Origin of the sequence: Methylobacterium sp. NMS14P, from assembly GCF_028583545.1 — a bacterium.
In the GTDB taxonomy this organism is placed as follows: domain Bacteria; phylum Pseudomonadota; class Alphaproteobacteria; order Rhizobiales; family Beijerinckiaceae; genus Methylobacterium.
Map to the genome: position 1 here is coordinate 1303031 of NZ_CP087106.1, position 18678 is coordinate 1321708.

Genomic DNA, 18678 nt, shown 5'->3' on the forward strand with positions numbered 1-18678 from the left:
CACTCATGGCCGAAATTCAGCGCCGTCTTGGATCGGCGTGGGGGTCAGAAGGACATCTTCCGGCCGCCGGCCCGGATCGGCGGGATCGGGCTCACGGGCCTCGATCATGCGCTCGACCAGCGCCAGGGCTGAACGCTGAAGCGCCTGCCGCGTCGGTTCGAGGGGCGCCTTCCCGCAGGCGCGGGCCGCCGCGTAGGCCGCCGCGTAGGCTGCGTCCCAGCCGGCGGCGAGGAGTGACGGGCCCGCGGCCTCCAATGCGTCCCGAACGGTGCCCCAGGCCGCTTGATGGGCCGCGTCCCAGGCCGCGGCTCGAACGGCCGAGCCGGTCTGCCGCAGGGTCAGGTTGGCGACGGCCGCCCGCTTGCGCGCGCGCTTGAGGTGATCGCACAGGGAGACGAGTTGGGCGACGTCCTCGACCTCGGGCAGGTCGGCCAGTTCGTCCCCCTCCACGTTCAGCTTGGCGAGGCGGAACCACGCCGGCAGGTGGGTGCGGATCAGCCAATCGGCCACCAGGGCGACCCGCCGGCGCTCCAGAGCCTCCGAGCCCCGGGTGCCGACCAAGCGCGGAACGAGCGGCAGGATCAGGGCATCGCGCGCATCCTGCGGCAGGCGATCGCTCCAGGTTCGGACAAAGGCGGTGATGCTGGGCGACGCGCAGGCGGGTTCATCCGAATGCGGCTCGCCGGCGACGTAGGCCACCGCCTCCAGGGCGCACAGGCCTGCCTCCGCGCCCGCATGGGGGCCGGCCGCGAGCGTCCTGACCCGCGCAAGCCGGTCTGGGTCGACCCGCGCGGGCCCGACGGTCCGCTTGTCCTGCAGCCGGAAGGCGCCGCGATCCGGCGCACGGATCGGCCGATCGTCCGCAGCCGCGATCGAAAAGCCGGCCGGCACCCCGGTGGCGACCTCGGCCTCGAGTGCGGCCACGGCGGCCACGACCCGCCCCGGGTCGACCGTATAGCTCACGTGGAAGGCGTGCACGCCAGGGCGCGGGAGGGTCCAGCCGCGCAGGAACAGGATTCGCGCGCCCCCGGCCTCGATGAAGCTGGCATAGCCCCGGAAGTTGAACGAGAGCTCCTCGTGGATCAGGCCGAGGATCCGGCACCCGGGCCGGCAGAACAGGGCGTTGCTCAGAGCCGAACTCGATGAGCCGATCACCAGGGCGGCGGAATGGAAGGCGTCGACCTGTTCGAGGAAGGACAGCGTCTCCGGATAGATCACCTCGAAACCTAGGGGGCGCAGCCGTTCGGCGATCTCCGCCTCGTTGACGAGGGCGCGTTGGGTGAAGGCCTTGCGCGAGATGAACAGTCGCCGGTCGGTCCGTCCCGAGAGGGCACCGCGCGCGCGGGCGCGGTCGAGGATCTGCTGGCGGATCGCCCCGAAGACGTCGGCCGGCCAGACCGTGTCGTAGAAGGGGCGGCCGGGCTTCATGTCGAAGGGGAAGAAGGCCGGCACCGGCGCCATCCCGAGGAGCCCGAAGGCGACGGACCTGGGTGGCAGCGTGATCACGGGCCGGTCTCGCGTGTCGAGAAGGCCCAGGATCTCCGCGTGCGCCCCCGGCATGTGGTCATCGATGCAGAGCGGGATCCCGTCGGCGCAGCGCGGGTCGTTGTAGCAGAGCATCCGCGGCACGAACTCGCAGAACCAGTGCCCGTAGTTCCGGCTCTGCAGGCCGAACATCATGAGGCCGGCCGCGATCGTGTGTTCGGCCTCGGGCACCTCGACGAGGGCCCGCGTGGCCCCGAAGGCGGCGGTCATGATCTGGTCGGGGTTGAGGCCGTCCTGCAGCAGGATGTCCGGGCGCCGCGGATGGGCGGCGAGGTCGTAGACGAGCTTGCCGCCGGCGATGACGATGTTGCTGCGCGGGAAGGCGCGCGCCCCCTCCAGGAAGGCGAGATACTGAGCCGGGATATCCAGGCTGCCGGCCTCCGATCGGAGCGCAGGGGGCTTTTCCCAGAAGCGCAACTCGGGCGCAGCGATTCGGCGCTCCGGGAGCATCGTGATGGAGCGTGCGCCGCCCGCCGCCGCGAGGTCCTGGACGGAGACGATGTCGTAGGCCTCCAGGGGCCCGGAGCCGGTGACGTGGCGCGTCGTCGCGTGGAGCGCGATCGCCGCGTCGAAGCGCCCGTCCTCCAGCAGGGTATCGAGGAGCAGGCGGCGCAGGTTCTTGACCTTGGTGCTGAGCCGGTCTCCGTCCTCCGTCGTCACGCCCGCGTCGCCGCCATTCAGATCGTAGGCGAGGCGGTAACAATGGAGGCACGGCTCGGGCTGGTTCCGGCACTCGTACGCCCATCCGAGCCGCAGCAGGGTCGCAAGCCCGTCCTGGATCAGCACAGGCACCTCACCGTCGGCGCGCAGACCTGCGATGTAAGCCTCGGCCTCGGCGAACCGGCCGCTCTCGCATAGGTCGCGCAGTCGCGCCGTGGCGGCGGCCCTCGTCCAGCGCTCCCGGGGGCCGGGGACCAGGGCAGCGATCAGGTCATAGGTCTCGGCGGCGGCGCCGAGCCGTTCGTCGCCCTCGAGCCGGAACGCGAGGGTTTCGAGGTGCCGGCACAGCGCGCCGCGCCGCACCGGCTCGCGCTCCTCGGCGGCAAGGGTGCGGATCTGCGCGAGGACGTCCGGCGCGTTGTCGCGATGGACCGTCCGGATCAGGTCGATGAAGGTCTGTGTCGGCCTCATGTCGGTTGCGCGCCTGATCGACCCTGCCCGTCCGCGCGCCGGTCGAACGGCGCGCCCTCGCGGGCGGTGTACTGGAACCGGCGTGCCGTGACGAGATATCCGAAACCCTCACCGGGGAGGGCCAGCGGACGCGGCGCTGGAGGGTGCACGCGGTCTCGTGTAGGGCAGGGCACCGGGCAGGCAGGGATCCCCGCGCATGGACGACGACCGGAACGACACGCTGCATTCGGGCCGCGGACGGATCCGATCCCGGATCCAGGCACAATGACCGTCCGCCTCGTCCTGTACGGCGCCGGCGCGCTCGCCCGCGAGATTGTCGACGCCCTGCAACGCCTCAACGCGCACGGGACCGCGATCGAGCTGCAAGCCAGCATCGTCGATCCCGGGATCGATGCGCCGGAGACGTTTCGGAGCCGGCCCGTGGTTCGGGATGTGCGCAGCCTGGCGGGCGACGCGAGCCTGCGCTTCGTCGTCGCCCTCGGCGAGCCCGGGCCCCGGGCCCGGGCGGTCGCGCATCTTCGGGCGGAGATCGGCGCCCAATTCACCTCGATCATCGATCCGGGGGTGCTGATCGGAGCGAGCAGCCGGATCGGTGCGGGTGCCGTGATCCTCGGCCATTCCTCCATCACGACGGATGCGCGCCTCGGGGAGCACGTCCTCGTCAACCCGGGCTGTACCGTCGCCCACGACGACGTGCTCGAGGATTTCGCCACGTTGAGCCCTGGAGTCCACTTGGCCGGCCATGTGCGCGTTGAGGAGGGCGCATTCCTGGGCACCGGGGCCTGCGTGATCCCGCGGATGCGGATCGGCGCGCACGCCGTGGTCGGCGCCGGCGCCGTCGTGATCCGTAACGTGGCGCCGGGCCAGACGGTGTTCGGCAATCCGGCGCGGTCCCTGAGGCGCGCCTAGGATGGGACATGGCCGGGGTCCGGATCGCCGCCTTCCGCGGCCCTGTCGGGCCATGTATAGCGGGCGCGTCACCTTTAGCATGCGCGTGAGGATGGTGGCGGCCGACAATCAGGACGTGTCTCGACGATGATTCCCGTGCTCATTCCAAGCCTGCCGGAGACGGAGGCCATCGTCCCATACCTGCGCCGGATCGATCAGTCGCACATCTACAGCAATTACGGGCCGCTCTCCCGGGAGTTCACCGAGAAGCTCTGCCGCTTCGTCTCGGAGCGCGCCGGCGGCGCGCCGGTGGCGGCGACGATCACCGGCAGCGGGACGACGGCCATCGAGCTCGCCCTGCGCTACCGGATCGCCGGCCGGAAAGGCCGGCTTTGCCTGATGCCGGCCTACACGTTCGTCGCCACCGCGCATGCGGCGGTCAATGTGGGCCTGGAGCCGTTCTTCGCGGATGTCGATCCCGAGACCCTGGCGCTCACCCCCGCGATCGCCGCCCGAGCCCTGGCGTCGGCCGAGGGTGATGTTGCGGCCGTCGTGGTGGTAAGCCCCTACGGCGCGCCGATAGACGTCGCCGCTTGGGAGGCGTTCGAGGCGGCGCACCGCATCCCGGTGGTGTTCGACGCCGCTGCCGCCACGCTCAACCTGCACCGCGTCGGCGCGCAGCCGATCTGCGTGAGTCTGCATGCCACGAAGGCGCTCGGGATCGGAGAGGGCGGGGCGATCCTCACCACCGACGCCGATCTGGTGGCAAAGACAACTGTCATGACGGGCTTTGGCTTCTCGGCGAGCAGCCGTGTCTCGGAGGTGCGGGGCGGCAACTACCGGATCTCCGAATACGCCGCCGCGGTCGGGCTGGCGGTTTTCGACGGCCTCGAGGCGCGCATCCAGCGGCTGCGGGAAGCATCGCTCACCTACGTCACGGGCTTCGAGCGAATCGGCGTGCGCATGCAGCCGGGCTTCGGCACGGAGTGGCTGACCATGACAATAACCGCGCTGTTCGAGTCCGCCGCCGCCGAGGCGGTCACGACGGGCTTCGACGCGGCCGGGATCCAGTGGCGGCGCTGGTACGGGACGGGCTGCCAAACGCATCCTGCCTTCGCGTCGTGCCGACACGACGGCTTGATGCGGACTGCCGAGGTGGCCGCGAGCGCGATCGGCGTGCCGTTTTTCCCGGCGATCACAGCGGAGCAGATCGGCACGGTGTGCAACAGTGTGGAGCGGTCTCTGGCGGCCCGGTGAGTGGCGACGGTGAGCGCGGGCCGAGTGGAACGGTCGAGGACGATGCAAGGCGATTTTCGGCAGATCCTGACGCAGGCCAACCGCTCGAACGGCGCTGCCGCGCTCGACGCGATCGAGCGCAGTCTCTCCGCGCTGACGGATGCCCGACCGGAGATCGCCGCGCAGCACCTCGTCACCCTGGCCTTCCGGCTCGAGGGCGAGAAGATGCTCGACCTCGCCGCGCGCGCCTATGACCTGGCCGCGCGCGTCGCGCCCTCGCAGGCGGCGCAGTACCGTCTCGCTGCCGTCCGGACGCGCATTCTCGACCTGTGCCGACGCCAGGTCTTCGACCCGGTGGAAGGATTGCTGCGGGAACTGCGCGAGGCCAAGGCGGCGGCCGGGGACCGCGGGCAGAACGACGACCCGTCGCTCGTCCACATCGCATGGGAGTACGAGCTCGCCGGCGATGCCGAGGGCGCAGTGCGCAGCTACCTCCTCGCGCGGATCGCGCGGGACCAACTGGGCGGGCAGGCGCTGACGATCGACGGTGATACCCTCGAGCGCAAGATCCGGAATCTGCGCATCCTGCAGATGAACGCGCTGGCCGAGGCGGGCCGGCACGAGGAGGCGCAGGCGCTCCACGAGCGGACGCGGCACGTCCTGGGGCTTGGGCCGCTGCGGATCTACGATATCGTCTCCGCCCGCCAGGCAGCTGCGGGAGGGGAGGGGGAATACCACGAACTGCTCGGCCCCCGGCGGATCGCCGAACCGGAGATCCATTTCCTCGAAGGCCCGGTGGCGCTGACCTCGACATGCGGCACGCTGGACGCGCCGACGCAATACGTCGCCCAGTTCAAAGACTGCTTGACCTTCCCGCGCAGCAACATCGTGCTCCAGGGCGATCGCCTGATCTACGACCTCGCCGCGCACCCGCTCAGCGGTGTCGCCGACATCAAGGACGGTGTGAACCCCGACCAGATCATGACGGCGGTCTACGGAGCGAAGCGTGCCCTAGTCGAGGAGCCGGCGGAGACGCAAACTCTGGATGCTGGGCTGATGCTGTTCGGGCTCCAGAGCAAGAACTACGGCCACTGGCTGCTCGAGTTCGTGCCACGCCTCTTGTGGTTCAACGATGCCGCCTGCCCCTCTGGCTTTCCGATCTGCATCGACGATCACATGCCGGACACGCATCGCCAGATCGTGGAGCTGCTCGACACCCAAGACCGGCCGATCCTGCCGCTGTCGGCGCTCGCGACCCGGTTCCGCGAGCTCGGCGTCGCCCCGGTGCCGATCTTCTTCCCGTTCGACTCGCGGCCTGGCGTGCCGGTCTATGACGCTATCTGGCCTGAGGACGTGCTGGGCGCGATGCGGCGCGCGGTGCTGGAGCGGCTGGCCGCCCGCGGGGTGGACCTGCGACCTTCAGGACGCAAGATCGTTCTGTCGCGGCGCGGCTTCGTCCAGCGCCAGCTCCTCAACGAGGCAGAGATCATCAATCTCCTCGCACGCGAGGGCTTCGAGGTGGTCTATCCGGAGAAGCTGTCGTTCGCCGAGCAGGTCGCACTCTACCATACGGCAGACACGATCGTCGGATCGGCCAGTTCCGCACTGACCAACTGCATCTTCTGCAATCCGAAGGCCCGCGTCCTCGCGTTGATCCACGAGGACCAATCGTTTAATTTCCGTGGATATACGAGCATGATCCGGTCGAGCGGTGCGGAGCTGCTCTTCATCCGCGGCAAGACCATTGCCGGCGCGGCGGTGCATGCCTTTCACGCGAATTACACGGTCGCTCCCACCCTCGTGCGACGCGGCCTCGACGCGCTCATGGGCCGTGGCTGATTCGCGCCGTCCTCGCCAGAACCGCGACGGAACGCGGTCGTGCAGGGCTGTTGCCGCGTCTGGATTGCATCGCAAAACTTGGATCATCGGATAGGGCACCCGCCATCCACATTCACCGGCAACATGAGAGGCCGCGATCGAGCGCTACGCCCGTCGCGCGTTCGATACGGGGAGCGCGATGAACGAACACGGCCTAACTGATCTCGATCCCGTCTGGTATCTGCAGCGCTACGCGGATATCGCGGCCAGCGGCATGACGGCGTCCGATCACTTTACGGCCTACGGCCGAAGGGAAGGACGCGTCCCCAATGCCGGGGCTGAAAGCCTGTTGAACGCGGATGCGTTCGACCCGTCGTGGTACGCCGCCTTCTATGCCGATAGCATCGAACAGGGCAGTGACCCGATCTCGCATTATCTATTGGTCGGTAAGGGACGCCGATATTTTCCGAACGACAAGGCTCGTCAACGGGCGGCGCTGGTCGAGGCGTTCGATCCGATCTGGTACCTCCGCCGCAACCGTGATGTCGCCGAGAGCGGCATGGAGCCGCTCCATCACTTCCTGGCATACGGTCACGCGGAAGGGCGCAGCCCGAACGAACGCGCCGAGTCACGTGCCCGTTGGCGGGGCTGGTTCGATCCAGAGTGGTACACCGCGCGGTACGACGACGTCGGGACGTCCGGGTTATCCCCCCTAGAGCACTACCTGCGCCTGGGCATCTACGAAGGTAGGGCTCCGAATACGGCCGCCGAGAACCGCGCGGCCTGGGACGGGGTGTTCGATGCGCAGTGGTACACGCGCCGGTACGACGACATCGCGAGTTCCGGTTTGTCGCCGCTCGAGCATTTTATAGCCTACGGCATCATAGCCGGGCGCAAGCCGAACGCGTCGGCCGTTCCCGAGCACGAAGCCATCGAACGCGCGCAATTGACGGTGGTGAAGGCGGGCGCCGTGTCGAGCCGCGTCGTTCTCTTCGTCACGCACGCGCCGGGTGGACAGATCAAGCCACATGTCGTCGAACATCTGACGGCCTACAAGACCTCCCGGATCAGCGTCGTGCTGATCGCCGCGAGCGATGCATCGCAGATCCACGTTTCGCCATCCGTGTCGCAGCTCGCGGACGTGATCGTTCGACGGGACAACAGGGGCTACGATTTCGCGGCCTGGGCCCACCTGCTCCGGGAGAACCCGGACTTTTTCCAAAAGGATATCGTTTTCCTCGCCAACGACAGCGTCTTCGGGCCGCTGACGCAGGACGCCTTCAATCGCACCTTGGCGGCAATCGATGCCTCCGAGGCCGATATCGTCGGCTTGACCGACAACTTCCAGCTCGGCTGGCACCTGCAGAGCTATTTCCTCGCCATCAAGAGCAGGGCCCTCACCGCCGCACCCTTCCAGCGGTTCATCAACGAGGTGGTGTCGTACAGGCGCAAGAACGACGTGATCGCCGAGTACGAGACGAAGTTCACGCGCGTCATGTCCGATCAGGGCCTGACATGCGCGGCGCTCTACCAATCAACCGATCAGTCCAACGCCACGCTCGACAGTTGGCGCGACCTGACGCGAGACGGAATGCCGTACGTCAAGGCGTCCCTGTTCAATAGGTGTACCGTCAAGATCGATATCACCGGGTGGCGGCAGCAATTGAACGGTCTCGGTTACGACACCGCTCGTGCGGACCGATCCCTCGCGCTGACTTGCCGCTCCGCGCAGCACGACGATATGGCCGACTACTCGAGAGGGCTCGTATCGCAGCGCAACGCCCTATACAATCTGCACCAATTTTTCGCGACGGGATCCCAGCTTGCTCTGAGAAAATGTATTTCACCTACTCTCTCGATTGTTATCATTTCGCACAATCAAGCTGAATTTCTTTATCCGTTGATGCAGATATTTGGCGAGACTCAATTTTCGACAGAAGTCGAGTTAATCATCTTAGATCATGCCTCGACGGACGATACGACACACCTCGCAAGCAACGTGGAAGGCTGCGCCTTCCACCACTTGCCCGCTGAAACGCAAGCTATCGATTTCGTCGCGGAGGCGGTCCGTCTCGCGCGAGGGCGACGGATTTTACTGCTGCGTCAGGCGGTCTTTTTCAATAGAGATTTGATCGAGATGATCCTTCCATGCGGCTACACAGAGCTAAATGCCGAATTTTTCACAGGAACCTTGAAAGAGAATCTGCAATATGTCGCGCACAGCTATCCATCAACTTCAGGGAGGCAACATCTTGCCAACGCAATCCAAAGCATTTCCATTATAGCAAAGCGCGCAGGCGAGAATCCTGCTGACTATATGATGCTTTTCGAGAGCGATGCATTTGTAAAGAATTTTTCCTTACAAATCCGCCTTCCGCAAGATAGTGATCCGGAAAGCAGCTTTAGCGCTCTTTTGCAGTCACGCGGATTAGTCCCACGCTCAATGAAGCATATTTCGATCGTGACAGTTTAGTATTTTTCTAATTGATGGCTCCTGAATCTCTGCTTTGCGAACGCAGCGAATGAATCTGAGGCAGCGACTTGTTGATCAACCTTACGGCCGTGGATCACTTCGCTTCATTCGAGAGTACAGATAAACACACAAACCGAAGCATTCGAACAAAACCATAAGAAGCGATTACTGCGATCCGGAGGGTCATGCGCCCGAGCCGGCTCCGAGCGCCCCCTGGCTCTGCCTCACCGTGGCATATCGCTGTCCTCCATAGAGCAGGCGGTTGGAGTAGCTTTCTGATCGGGCCCCCTTACGTGCGTCATGCTTGCGACAGCGACAGAAGCGCGACTGGTGTAGCTAACGGATCAGGAGATCAGAGGGCGTGCGCGATGGATCGCACGTCGAACATTGGCAACGCGGGATTGGCTGCGCTCTCCATCACGCGAGCTTGATCCGCCTTCCATGATCCGCCTCCTATGAGCGGTTCCGACTGCATCGGGGCAGCTCGCCCCAGCGCAGCTGGGCTGTTGAGGCTCCGTGGCGTATCAAGTATGGATCCCAGTTGCGGATTTTGCGGTAAGGCATTCGGCTGGCTGCCGTGCTCGGCTTTTTTGCGGCCGGTGCTCTCTTCGGCGCCAGATCCGGCGCCTCGTGTTCACACCTGAGGAGTACCGACTTGAGCGAGTTGCCCATCGCCCGCTGGGCGGAGGATTTTACGCCGCTCGTGTGCGAGGCTCGAAAAGTCTCGATGCTTCGGGAAGAAGCTTTGGCGCTCCTTGCCAAGCTGGCAGCGTATTCGAACGGACCGGTGATCGAGATCGGATCGTACGTCGGCGGCAGTACCATCGCCCTGGCTTCAGAAACCCGGCAAAAGATCTTCTCGATCGAGCCCGGCGGTAGTAACGCGCAGCACGAGCACCTGCCGACCACTGATATTACGGCCGATGCGCGGGCCAATCTCGCACGGTGTGGCCTCCTCGACCGCGTCGACATGGTCGTAGCGGGCTTCCAAGATGCGGCCACACACGCGTATCTGCGTCGCCACATCGGGATCGGCGGCGCCGGTATGCTGTTCGTTGATACCGATCCCGGCACCGAGCTGGCTTTACAGTCCTACATTCAGTACCTCCGTCCCGACGGATTCGTCATCATCGACGACTACAAGTCGGACGAGGCACGCGACAAATCGGCCCTGCTTGCAACCTTCGTCGATGATCTCATTCGGCAGGACGCCCTGGAAACGTTCGGCGTTTATGGCTGGGGAACTTGGTTCGGCAGACTCCGACCAGGCGGTATCGCGAAGATCGAGCGCGTGCGCGGTACCAATCCGTTCGCACCTCTGGGTGGCTTCAAGTACTGGGCCCACATCGGCCATCCTGACCGGGACGATACAACCTCGGGTGTCGAGCCAATCGCTCTCTACGAGGATGGGAGGCCGCTAGGCCCGGCCCGTGCAACGCCCGAGGCGATCGAGACAATCGGCCTGGGGCGGTACGCTCATATCGGACGGTTCCTCGTGATGTCGGCATCCGACAACTCAGATCCGCGCACGAATGGTCGCGCCTATCACATCGAGTTTGAAGGGGGGTACGAGTCCATCAGCTTCGTGGGGCCGAGGAGTACCGACCTGCTTGGCAGAATCCGATCCTTCCTGAGGCGATAGAAGTGGTCAGCGGCCGAGATGATCCTTCCGGAACGGGGAAAGCGGGGCGGCGCGCACGAAGCCGGCGATCCCAATTTCGGATCCACGTCACCTTGACACCCATGGGCTGGGCCGCTCCGCAGCGCGTGCAAATTGGACTGACCGGCGCCGTTCTCGCATGGTCATGCGCAGGTTGTTCAGGATCGGCATGAGAAGGCAGCCAGCGCGCATGCGCGGGCCCTGGACCGGCGCGCTTTGCATCTCCCCTAGAAGACGTCTTATAGAGCGCCCGCGAGCTCCGGCGGGCAGGCTGGCAGCATCCATCGCGCAGAACGAATCGCGGCGGCCGGGGTAAGGAACGATCGATGCGCATCACCATGATCGGCGCGGGCTATGTCGGGCTCGTATCGGGCGCCTGCTTCGCCGATTTCGGCCATCACGTCACGTGCGTGGATCACGACGCCAGGAAGATCGATGACCTGTGCAATGCCCGCATTCCGATCTTCGAGCCCGGCCTCGATCAGCTCGTGGCCGCCAACGTCCGCCAGAACCGCCTGCGGTTCACGACCGAGCTGAAGCAGGCGGTCGCGGAGAGCGACGCGGTCTTCATCGCCGTCGGCACGCCGAGCCGCCGCGGCGACGGCTACGCGGACCTGTCCTACGTGTACGCTGCGGCGAAGGAGATCGCGGCCGCGATCGTCGGCTACACGGTGGTCGTTACGAAATCGACGGTGCCTGTCGGGACCGGCGACGAGGTGGAGCGCATCATCCGCGAGAGCCGGCCCGACGCGGACGTTGAGGTCGTCTCGAACCCCGAGTTCCTCCGGGAAGGAGCGGCGATCGCCGATTTCAAGCGCCCGGATCGCATCGTCGTCGGCACGCAGGACGAGCGCGCGATCGCCGTGATGCGAGAAATCTACCGGCCGCTCTACCTCAATCAGTCGCCGATCGTACTGTCGTCGCGGCGCACGGCCGAGCTCACGAAATACGCCGCCAACGCGTTCCTGGCGGTGAAGATCACCTTCATCAACGAGATCGCGGATCTGTGCGAGCGCGTCGGCGGGGACGTTCAGGACGTCGCGCGGGGCATCGGGCTAGACAACCGTATCGGCAGCAAGTTCCTGCATCCCGGACCGGGCTACGGCGGCTCCTGCTTCCCCAAGGACACGCTCGCCCTCGTCAAGACAGCGCAGGATGCCGGATCCCCCCTGCGGATCGTCGAGACCGTCGTGGCCGCCAACGACCAGCGTAAGCGGGCCATGGCTCGCAAGGTCATCGAGGCCTGCGGCGGCACGGTCCGCGGCCGGACCATCGCCGTCCTGGGCCTGACCTTCAAACCCAACACCGACGACATGCGCGACTCCCCAGCGCTCGCGATCATCACGGGCCTGCAGGATGCCGGCGCGACCGTGCGGGCCTTCGACCCCGAGGGCATGCCGAACGCCAAGGCGCTTATGCCGGACGTCGACTACGTGGCCGACCCCTATTCCTGCGCGGACGGGGCGGACGCACTCGTGATCGTGACCGAATGGGATGCGTTCCGCGCCCTTGACCTCCAAGCAGTCAAGGCACGCCTGCGCAGCCCCGTCTTCGTCGATCTGCGAAACGTCTATCCGCCCGCCGAAGCCGAGCGCGCGGGCTTCAGCTACACCTCTATCGGGCGCCCCGGAGGCGAAGACAAAGCGGGCGTACGGTCATGAGCAGCAACGGCCAGCCGATCCTCATCACCGGCGCAGCGGGGTTCATCGGCTTCCATCTCGCGAAGCGACTGCTCCGGGCGGGCCGGCCCATTGTGGGCCTGGATAATCTCAACATCTACTACGATCCGGCGCTGAAGCGCGCGCGGCTCGCCGAGCTCGAGACGATCGGCGGTTTCCGCCTGGAGATCGCCGACCTTTCTGATTACGAGCGCGTCCAAGGGCTGTTCGCCGAGACGGCACCGACCCACGTGGTGCACCTCGCCGCGCAGGCTGGCGTGCGCTACTCGATCGAGAACCCGCGGTCGTATATCGCCTCGAACGTCGACGGCTTTCTTTCGATCCTCGAAGCGTGCCGCCGGCACCCGGTCGCGCACCTGATCTACGCTTCCTCGAGCTCCGTCTACGGCGCGAACGACAAGGTGCCCTTCCTCGAGACCGACCCGGTGGAGCGCCCCGTCTCGCTCTACGCCGCCACGAAGCGGGCCAACGAGCTGATGGCGCAGACCTACGCGCATCTGTACGCGATCCCGGCTAGCGGCCTGCGCTTCTTCACGGTCTACGGCCCCTGGGGCCGGCCCGACATGGCCTACTATCATTTCACGAAGAAGATCTTCGAGGGCGGAGAAATCGAGGTCTTCAACGAAGGACGGATGCGTCGCGACTTCACCTATGTCGAAGACGTCATCGAAGCGATGGTCCGGCTGCTGGATTCCCCGCCGGCCCCGGCCGGATCCCCGCCTCACACCGTCTACAATATCGGCAATCATCAACCGGTTGAGCTGAACGTCTTCATCGACACGATCGCGGAGGCCGTGGGCAAGCCCGCGCGGAAGGTGTACCGCCCCATGCAGGCCGGCGATGTCGTGCAGACTTACGCGAATGTCGACAAACTTGCGGCTCTGGTCGACTTCGCGCCATCGACCCCCCTTCAAGTCGGCATCGGCCGTTTCGTCGACTGGTTCCGCTCCTACCACCATGTTCAGGCGTCTTGACCTGATCGTTATCGACGTCCGCCGGCAGATCGGGCGTCTCATTTTGTAACCCACCCCTGCATGCGTCGGTGCGCACACAAAGCGAACACATCACGCGAGCATTCAGCATCTGGACAGAAGCGCGTTATCCCACGCCTGGCGGACCGCGACGTCGCACTCGTCAGTCCGCGCATATGACACAACGCGGGAATTCGAGATGCATACGGCCGAGTCCTTCGAAGTGGTGATCAGTCCCGACATATTGAGAAAGGAAGAGGGGCATCTCTGGTTATACGGCATCAGCGCCGGCTCTGAAGGAAAAGACGCGACAGATCCTGCATACACACGCGTCGACTTATTTGAAGATGCGCTCAAGTTGGGACCGGCGGACGCGCTGCACGACGACATCCGGAGCCGCGGCGGCGGCCGCTTCTCGCATTGGAAGTCAGATCTCTATTTTTCCACCTCCGACAATTCATCTCCCTTAACGAACGGCCGGACGTACACTTTACGGTTCACGCCGCGCGACCCGGAGGACTTGGCGTTAAACAATCTTCTCGCAACCGCGGCTCAACACGACGGTGAATCGCATCGGCAAAGAGCGGCCGCGCGCGACATATTATTGGAGATCCTAGATCAGAGGCCGGACATATTCGCGTCGCGGAGCGATGTTGCGGCGAGCCTGATCCGAACGGCGGCGGAACGTTGCATCTATGTCGGACCGCTTCAGCAAGCCGTCACGTTGTTGCGAAAACTCGTCATGATGACCGGTAGCGCACGCGATTACGCCTTGCTCAGCGAGGCCCTCGCCAGCTCGGAGGGCGATCTCGACGAGTCGGCGCGATGCTTGGAGCAGGCCATGCGGCTTGACCCCGATTCGTACGACACGGACGCGAATCGCGAGGCGATACGGCTTGCGCGGCTCGGAAACGAGGCTCGCCGCTACGGTGAGCGCCCGAAGAAGGTCGCTCGCTACCCCCAGACAGCCGATTTTCACGGCAATCTGGCCGATCTCATCGTCGACCACATCGCCCCGGAATTGCGCGCTCACCCCAAGTTCATCGGTCCGGCAACACGATTCTTCACGATGGGCTCGTGCTTTGCTCGAAACTTGTCGGACAGCCTGCGAAAGGCTGGATTGAGCAGCCAGCATCTTGAACTGACCGAGCACGTCAACACCACCTTCGCCAATCGCGCCTTCGTCGATTGGCTGCGCGGTGCCGACAGCGAGGTCGGCGCGCGATTTGCGGAACTGGCCCCCGCGGGCTGGAGCGCAGCGTCGACGCTCGCTGCGATTGCGACGAGCGACGTCTTCATCCTCACCCTCGGCGTGGCGGCGGCCTTCTTCGACAGGCACACCGGCGCCTTCGCCCTGCCGCGCAGCAGCGCACTGAGCTCCCGTGCCCTTGCGAACAAGTACGTCTTCCGAACCACCACGGTGCAGGAAAACGTCGACAATGTCGCTCACCTGATCGATTTCGTTCGAAGCTTGAACCCGAATATAAAGATCGTCCTCACGGTATCGCCGGTTCCGTTGATGGCCTCGTTCGAATTCGAGTCGTGCGTCCAAGCCGATTGTTTGTCGAAGAGCACGATGAGGCTGGTCGCCCACGAAATCGTCTCGGTCATAAAGCCGCCAAATACCATCTACTGGCCGTCGTTTGAGGTCTTTCGATGGGCCGGCTCCAACGCCAGCACATTCTTCGGTGCGGACGACGGCGCGTCTACCCATGTCAGTGACTATGCCGTGTCTGAGACGATCAGGGCTTTTGGCAGGCTCCTCGGGCAGTCCGATCTGAATTTCTGAGCCCTGCCTCCGCGGCATCCCCGGCTCGCCGCGGTCGAGCCGGCACTGCACGAGCCTGCGCCGCCTTGCCTCAAACGCACCACCTTCGTCGGGCAATGAGTGTGACGCTGGTGCGGGGGCTTGATCTGTTGTCGCAGGGCCATATCCGATGCGCTTCGGGCGGACATGGGGTTGGCGAGCAGTCCAATCCGTGCTCAAGCCCCGCTTGCCGCCTGCGCACGGGGCGGGAGCGCTTCCGATTGATCGCCCTTCGTTGATGACGTCGATGTTTGTCGTAGGTGGATAGAGCCATGTTCAAGCAAGCAGCCTTGCGCAAGCTCGCGGGCTTAGCGAGACGCTTTCCGCCGAACTCGCGACTCGCTCCGCGTCAGGATGTGGTCGGCGATGTGGCTCCAGCCACGCCGGCCGACCTTCCCGCCACTCTCGCTCCGACGGCCGTGATCGCTTCAGAGCCGCCCGCGCTCGATCAATCCCCGGAGGGCGCCGCGGGCCTTTGGCTTCTCCACACAAAGGGTCCGTATCTACTCGCGCGCGGCGGCGATCGCGTGCCGCCACCGATCACGGCCAACATCGCTCTCACGAACAAGTGCAACCTGCGCTGCGAGATCTGCGGAAGTCAGAAGAGCCTCGATCTCACCGGGAGCCGGCGCCGGCACTCCGATCTCGACCGGCTGAAATCCGTTGCCGATACGCTGTTTCCCTTCCTGGTGACCGTCGAGCTGAACAGCCAGGGAGACCCCCTACTGTATCCAAATTTCGAAGATGTACTGAAACTGATCAAGAAGCACGATTGCGAGATCAAGGTTCAGACCAACGGCACGCTGTTCAAGGATTCCATCATAGATCTCCTCGTCGACATGTACGGCGAGGTCAACATCTCCCTCGATGCGGTCGGCCCGAAATTCGACGCGGTCCGCAAGGGCGGGATCTGGGCCAAGGCGGAACCGGGAATGCGCGCGTTTCTCGCGCGGCGCGACCCGGAGAAGCTGCAGGTCGGCCTTTACCCGACGGTCACGAAGCGCACGGTCGGGGAGGCCGTATCCATCGTGGAATGGTCGCGGGACGTCGGCATCGATACGATCGTCTTCCACCGATACAACCCGCTTCCGGACGGGATGTCGATCGAAGAACCGCCCACGCAGGACGAGTACGACACGGCACGCGCGGCCGTGCACGCGTGGTGCGTCGAGAACAACTCACCCTTGAACGTTCATTTCGAGGGCGAGCGGCTCAATCCGGATCCCGTGCCGAGCCGGCGGTCGAAATTCGCTTCCGCGGTAAAGCAGAGCTTCCGCCGCTACTACATCCCCCCGTCCTATCCGGTCGATCCCGGCCTGCCCGGCGCGGACCCGGTCTATGTATGCGACGCGCCCAACAGCTATGTCGAGATCGGGCTCGATGCGCAGGTCTCGGCCTGCTGCCGCTCGCAGGACATCGCGCTCGGCTACGCAACCAGCGTGGAGGCCTTCGCCGACAGCTGGTTCGGGCACAATTACGCGCGGATCCGGCATTCGCTGACGCGCGATTACGATGGCCAGTATCCTCTTCCGAACTGCGAGAGTTGCGTCAAATTCTTCGCGCCCAATTCCAGCTGCGGCCGCACGGCCGTCCCCTATGAAGGCTCATCGACGGTCCATCCCGATGGCTTGAGCCTGGCCATCGACGGCGACATCGTTCTCGATCAGATCGTGCCCTTCGAGGACAAGGTCTATCGCGCTGCCGGCATTACGCCCGGCATCGATATCCGGGCCTTCGATCTGGTCGAGGCCGATGCGCCCTTGACCCGCGTGGAGAGCCTCGAAGCCGTGAAGCGCGGACCGAGCGGGTGCTATTTCTTCACCGGGCGCACGGTGTTTTTCACCACGACCGACGGGAAGGACGCACGCTTCAGCTTCAGCCGCCGACGCTACGCCCTGCGATCGAAAGCGGTTTCGGATCGCGGGCCAGGTCATGACGCGCCGGCAGATCGTGAGAGGCCCATCGTGGATCAAGGCACGGATCGGGTTGCCGCGTTGTAGGCGTGATCGTAACGGAGACGGGTTCGGATCGGCGCTGAAACGCCTGAGTGGTGGCCTGCGCGGGCGATTACCGTGCGGCTGGGACGGTTCTGCCCTGATGGGCAGATTCCAATGCCGAACCTGGACGCCCGATCAAAAATGATCTTGGAGCGAGAGCGTTGAGCTACGATCCGACCAATTATCGGCGTCGAGACGTTGAGGCCCTTGAGCACGAGCTGGACCACGTCTTCGACGTGTTGCGCCAGATCCGTCGTGCCGTGGCGCTGACCGGCAAGCCCATTTCAGAGCTCAGGATTTTGGAACTCGGCCCGGGTTCTGATTTCGGCGCGCAACTTTTGATCGCATCCGAGGGCGCCGAGGTGACGCTGTGCGACCGGTTTCTGGCGCGCTGGGACCCCGACTACCATCCTCAATTCTACCGTCGCCTGGCCGAGCGCTACGACGGTCCGCGGGAGCAGCTCGAGGCCGTCATCGCCGCGGGAGACCATCGTGCCAGCAGCCTGCGTCTGCTCGAGGAGCCGGCCGAGAACCTCGTCTCGGTCGAGAGCGGCAGCATCGATCTTCTCTACTCGTTCGCCGTGCTGGAGCACATCATCGACATCAACGCCATCGCCCACGAGATGGCGCGCGTGAGCGCCGTCGGTGCGCACGGATTCCACCTCATCGACCTCCGCTACCATCGCGACTTCGCGCGTCCCCTCGAGCACTTGATCTGGGACGATGCCCGCTTCCAGCAAGCGGCTGAGGCGGTGGATTTCGACTTCGGCAACCGATGGCGCTCGCAGGAGTTCGCAGCCCATTTCGAGCAGGCCGGCCTCAGGGTCACCGACCGTGATATCCTCGAATGTGCAGCCGAGTCCTACGTGAGCGACGCGATCGCGCGGTTGCGCACGAGTGCATCCTCCTATCGCGCCTGGCCGGCCGAAGATCTGACGCGGCTGGTGGTGGCCTTCAGCCTCCAAAGGATCGGCGAGCCGGAAGCCTCTTGGATGGCCATGCGGGCGACAGACGCGCTGGACATGATCGGTGCGCTCAAGACGGAAGCGGGCAGGGGCCCCGTACCGAAGGCCGACGCCGACGAGGACTGGGCGGAGATCCTTCTCGATCCCGCGGGATTCAGTCCGGAGCAGGGGCACGCCTGGATCCATCAATTGGACGATATTCAGTCCGGCGACACGATCGGGGACGCCTACGTGTCGAGCCTTGAACTGTGGGAGGACGAGCGGCTGCTCGGTCCGCCGCACACCAGTCACAGCGATATCCGGGCCCGGGGATTGGGTCGGTTTTCCCATTGGGGGCGACAGCTTTTCATGTCGACCTCGGATAACACGTCCCCGCGCGAGAATGGGCGCAGCTACAAGGTCCGTGCCCGTAGGTCGCCTGCGTCCCGTCCTTGATGGGCAGCCACGATCAGCGGGCCTCTCGCACGAGGCCGCGGAGCGCCGCGGCTCATGTCACGTTACGGACCGA

The 18678-nt window shown here is 65.0% G+C and carries 11 protein-coding genes; 10 read left to right on the forward strand and 1 reads right to left on the reverse strand.

Annotated features, from left to right (window positions below):
* Positions 1–3: 3 nt before the first annotated feature.
* Entirely contained in the window at positions 4–2676 is a 2673-nt protein-coding gene (locus tag LOK46_RS06160) for a glycosyltransferase family 61 protein (RefSeq protein ID WP_273562958.1), read from the reverse strand.
* 264 nt (positions 2677–2940) lie between these two features.
* Between LOK46_RS06160 and LOK46_RS06165 the strand changes: the two genes are divergently transcribed.
* The 10 genes from LOK46_RS06165 (at position 2941) to LOK46_RS06210 (ending at position 18605) form a co-directional block, all read left to right on the forward strand.
* Positions 2941–3585, forward strand: coding sequence for a NeuD/PglB/VioB family sugar acetyltransferase (locus LOK46_RS06165; protein ID WP_273562959.1), 645 nt, complete (start codon positions 2941–2943; stop codon positions 3583–3585).
* A 126-nt stretch (positions 3586–3711) separates the two neighbouring features.
* Positions 3712–4821: an aminotransferase class I/II-fold pyridoxal phosphate-dependent enzyme gene (locus tag LOK46_RS06170; protein ID WP_273562960.1), complete on the forward strand. Its 1110-nt coding sequence runs from the start codon at positions 3712–3714 to the stop codon at positions 4819–4821.
* Positions 4822–4863: 42 nt separating this feature from the next.
* Positions 4864–6639, forward strand: coding sequence for a glycosyltransferase family 61 protein (locus LOK46_RS06175; protein ID WP_273562961.1), 1776 nt, complete (start codon positions 4864–4866; stop codon positions 6637–6639).
* A gap of 178 nt (positions 6640–6817) precedes the next feature.
* Positions 6818–9091 carry a rhamnan synthesis F family protein gene (locus LOK46_RS06180; protein WP_273562962.1) on the forward strand — a complete coding sequence of 758 codons (2274 nt, stop codon included), beginning with the start codon at positions 6818–6820 and terminating at the stop codon, positions 9089–9091.
* A 655-nt stretch (positions 9092–9746) separates the two neighbouring features.
* Positions 9747–10733, forward strand: coding sequence for a class I SAM-dependent methyltransferase (locus LOK46_RS06185; RefSeq protein ID WP_273562963.1), 987 nt, complete (start codon positions 9747–9749; stop codon positions 10731–10733).
* Positions 10734–11077: 344 nt separating this feature from the next.
* Positions 11078–12412 carry a UDP-glucose dehydrogenase family protein gene (locus LOK46_RS06190; RefSeq protein WP_273562964.1) on the forward strand — a complete coding sequence of 445 codons (1335 nt, stop codon included), beginning with the start codon at positions 11078–11080 and terminating at the stop codon, positions 12410–12412.
* Positions 12409–13404 (forward strand): NAD-dependent epimerase/dehydratase family protein, encoded by a 996-nt coding sequence (locus LOK46_RS06195; protein WP_273562965.1) that lies wholly within the window; start codon positions 12409–12411, stop codon positions 13402–13404. Before LOK46_RS06190 ends, LOK46_RS06195 begins: the two co-directional genes overlap by 4 nt.
* Before the next feature lie 196 nt (positions 13405–13600).
* The gene (locus LOK46_RS06200) at positions 13601–15190 is read left to right on the forward strand and encodes a GSCFA domain-containing protein (protein WP_273562966.1); all 1590 of its coding nucleotides are present in this window, start codon (positions 13601–13603) and stop codon (positions 15188–15190) included.
* A 290-nt stretch (positions 15191–15480) separates the two neighbouring features.
* A complete protein-coding gene (locus LOK46_RS06205; RefSeq protein ID WP_273562967.1) occupies positions 15481–17208 on the forward strand; it encodes a radical SAM protein in 1728 nt (575 codons plus the stop codon).
* A 158-nt stretch (positions 17209–17366) separates the two neighbouring features.
* Positions 17367–18605, forward strand: a complete 1239-nt coding sequence (locus tag LOK46_RS06210) for a methyltransferase domain-containing protein (RefSeq protein ID WP_273562968.1) — start codon at positions 17367–17369, stop codon at positions 18603–18605.
* Positions 18606–18678: the final 73 nt, after the last annotated feature.

What these genes read in the sequence shown, in the direction of transcription:
- LOK46_RS06205 (WP_273562967.1), top strand. Translation starts at nt 15,481, where the DNA reads ATGTTCAAGCAAGCAGCCTTGCGCAAGCTCGCGGGCTTAGCGAGACGC.
- LOK46_RS06165 (WP_273562959.1), top strand. Translation starts at nt 2,941, where the DNA reads ATGACCGTCCGCCTCGTCCTGTACGGCGCCGGCGCGCTCGCCCGCGAG.
- LOK46_RS06180 (WP_273562962.1), top strand. Translation starts at nt 6,818, where the DNA reads ATGAACGAACACGGCCTAACTGATCTCGATCCCGTCTGGTATCTGCAG.
- LOK46_RS06170 (WP_273562960.1), top strand. Translation starts at nt 3,712, where the DNA reads ATGATTCCCGTGCTCATTCCAAGCCTGCCGGAGACGGAGGCCATCGTC.
- LOK46_RS06160 (WP_273562958.1), bottom strand. Translation starts at nt 2,676, where the DNA reads ATGAGGCCGACACAGACCTTCATCGACCTGATCCGGACGGTCCATCGC.
- LOK46_RS06195 (WP_273562965.1), top strand. Translation starts at nt 12,409, where the DNA reads ATGAGCAGCAACGGCCAGCCGATCCTCATCACCGGCGCAGCGGGGTTC.
- LOK46_RS06190 (WP_273562964.1), top strand. Translation starts at nt 11,078, where the DNA reads ATGCGCATCACCATGATCGGCGCGGGCTATGTCGGGCTCGTATCGGGC.
- LOK46_RS06200 (WP_273562966.1), top strand. Translation starts at nt 13,601, where the DNA reads ATGCATACGGCCGAGTCCTTCGAAGTGGTGATCAGTCCCGACATATTG.
- LOK46_RS06175 (WP_273562961.1), top strand. Translation starts at nt 4,864, where the DNA reads ATGCAAGGCGATTTTCGGCAGATCCTGACGCAGGCCAACCGCTCGAAC.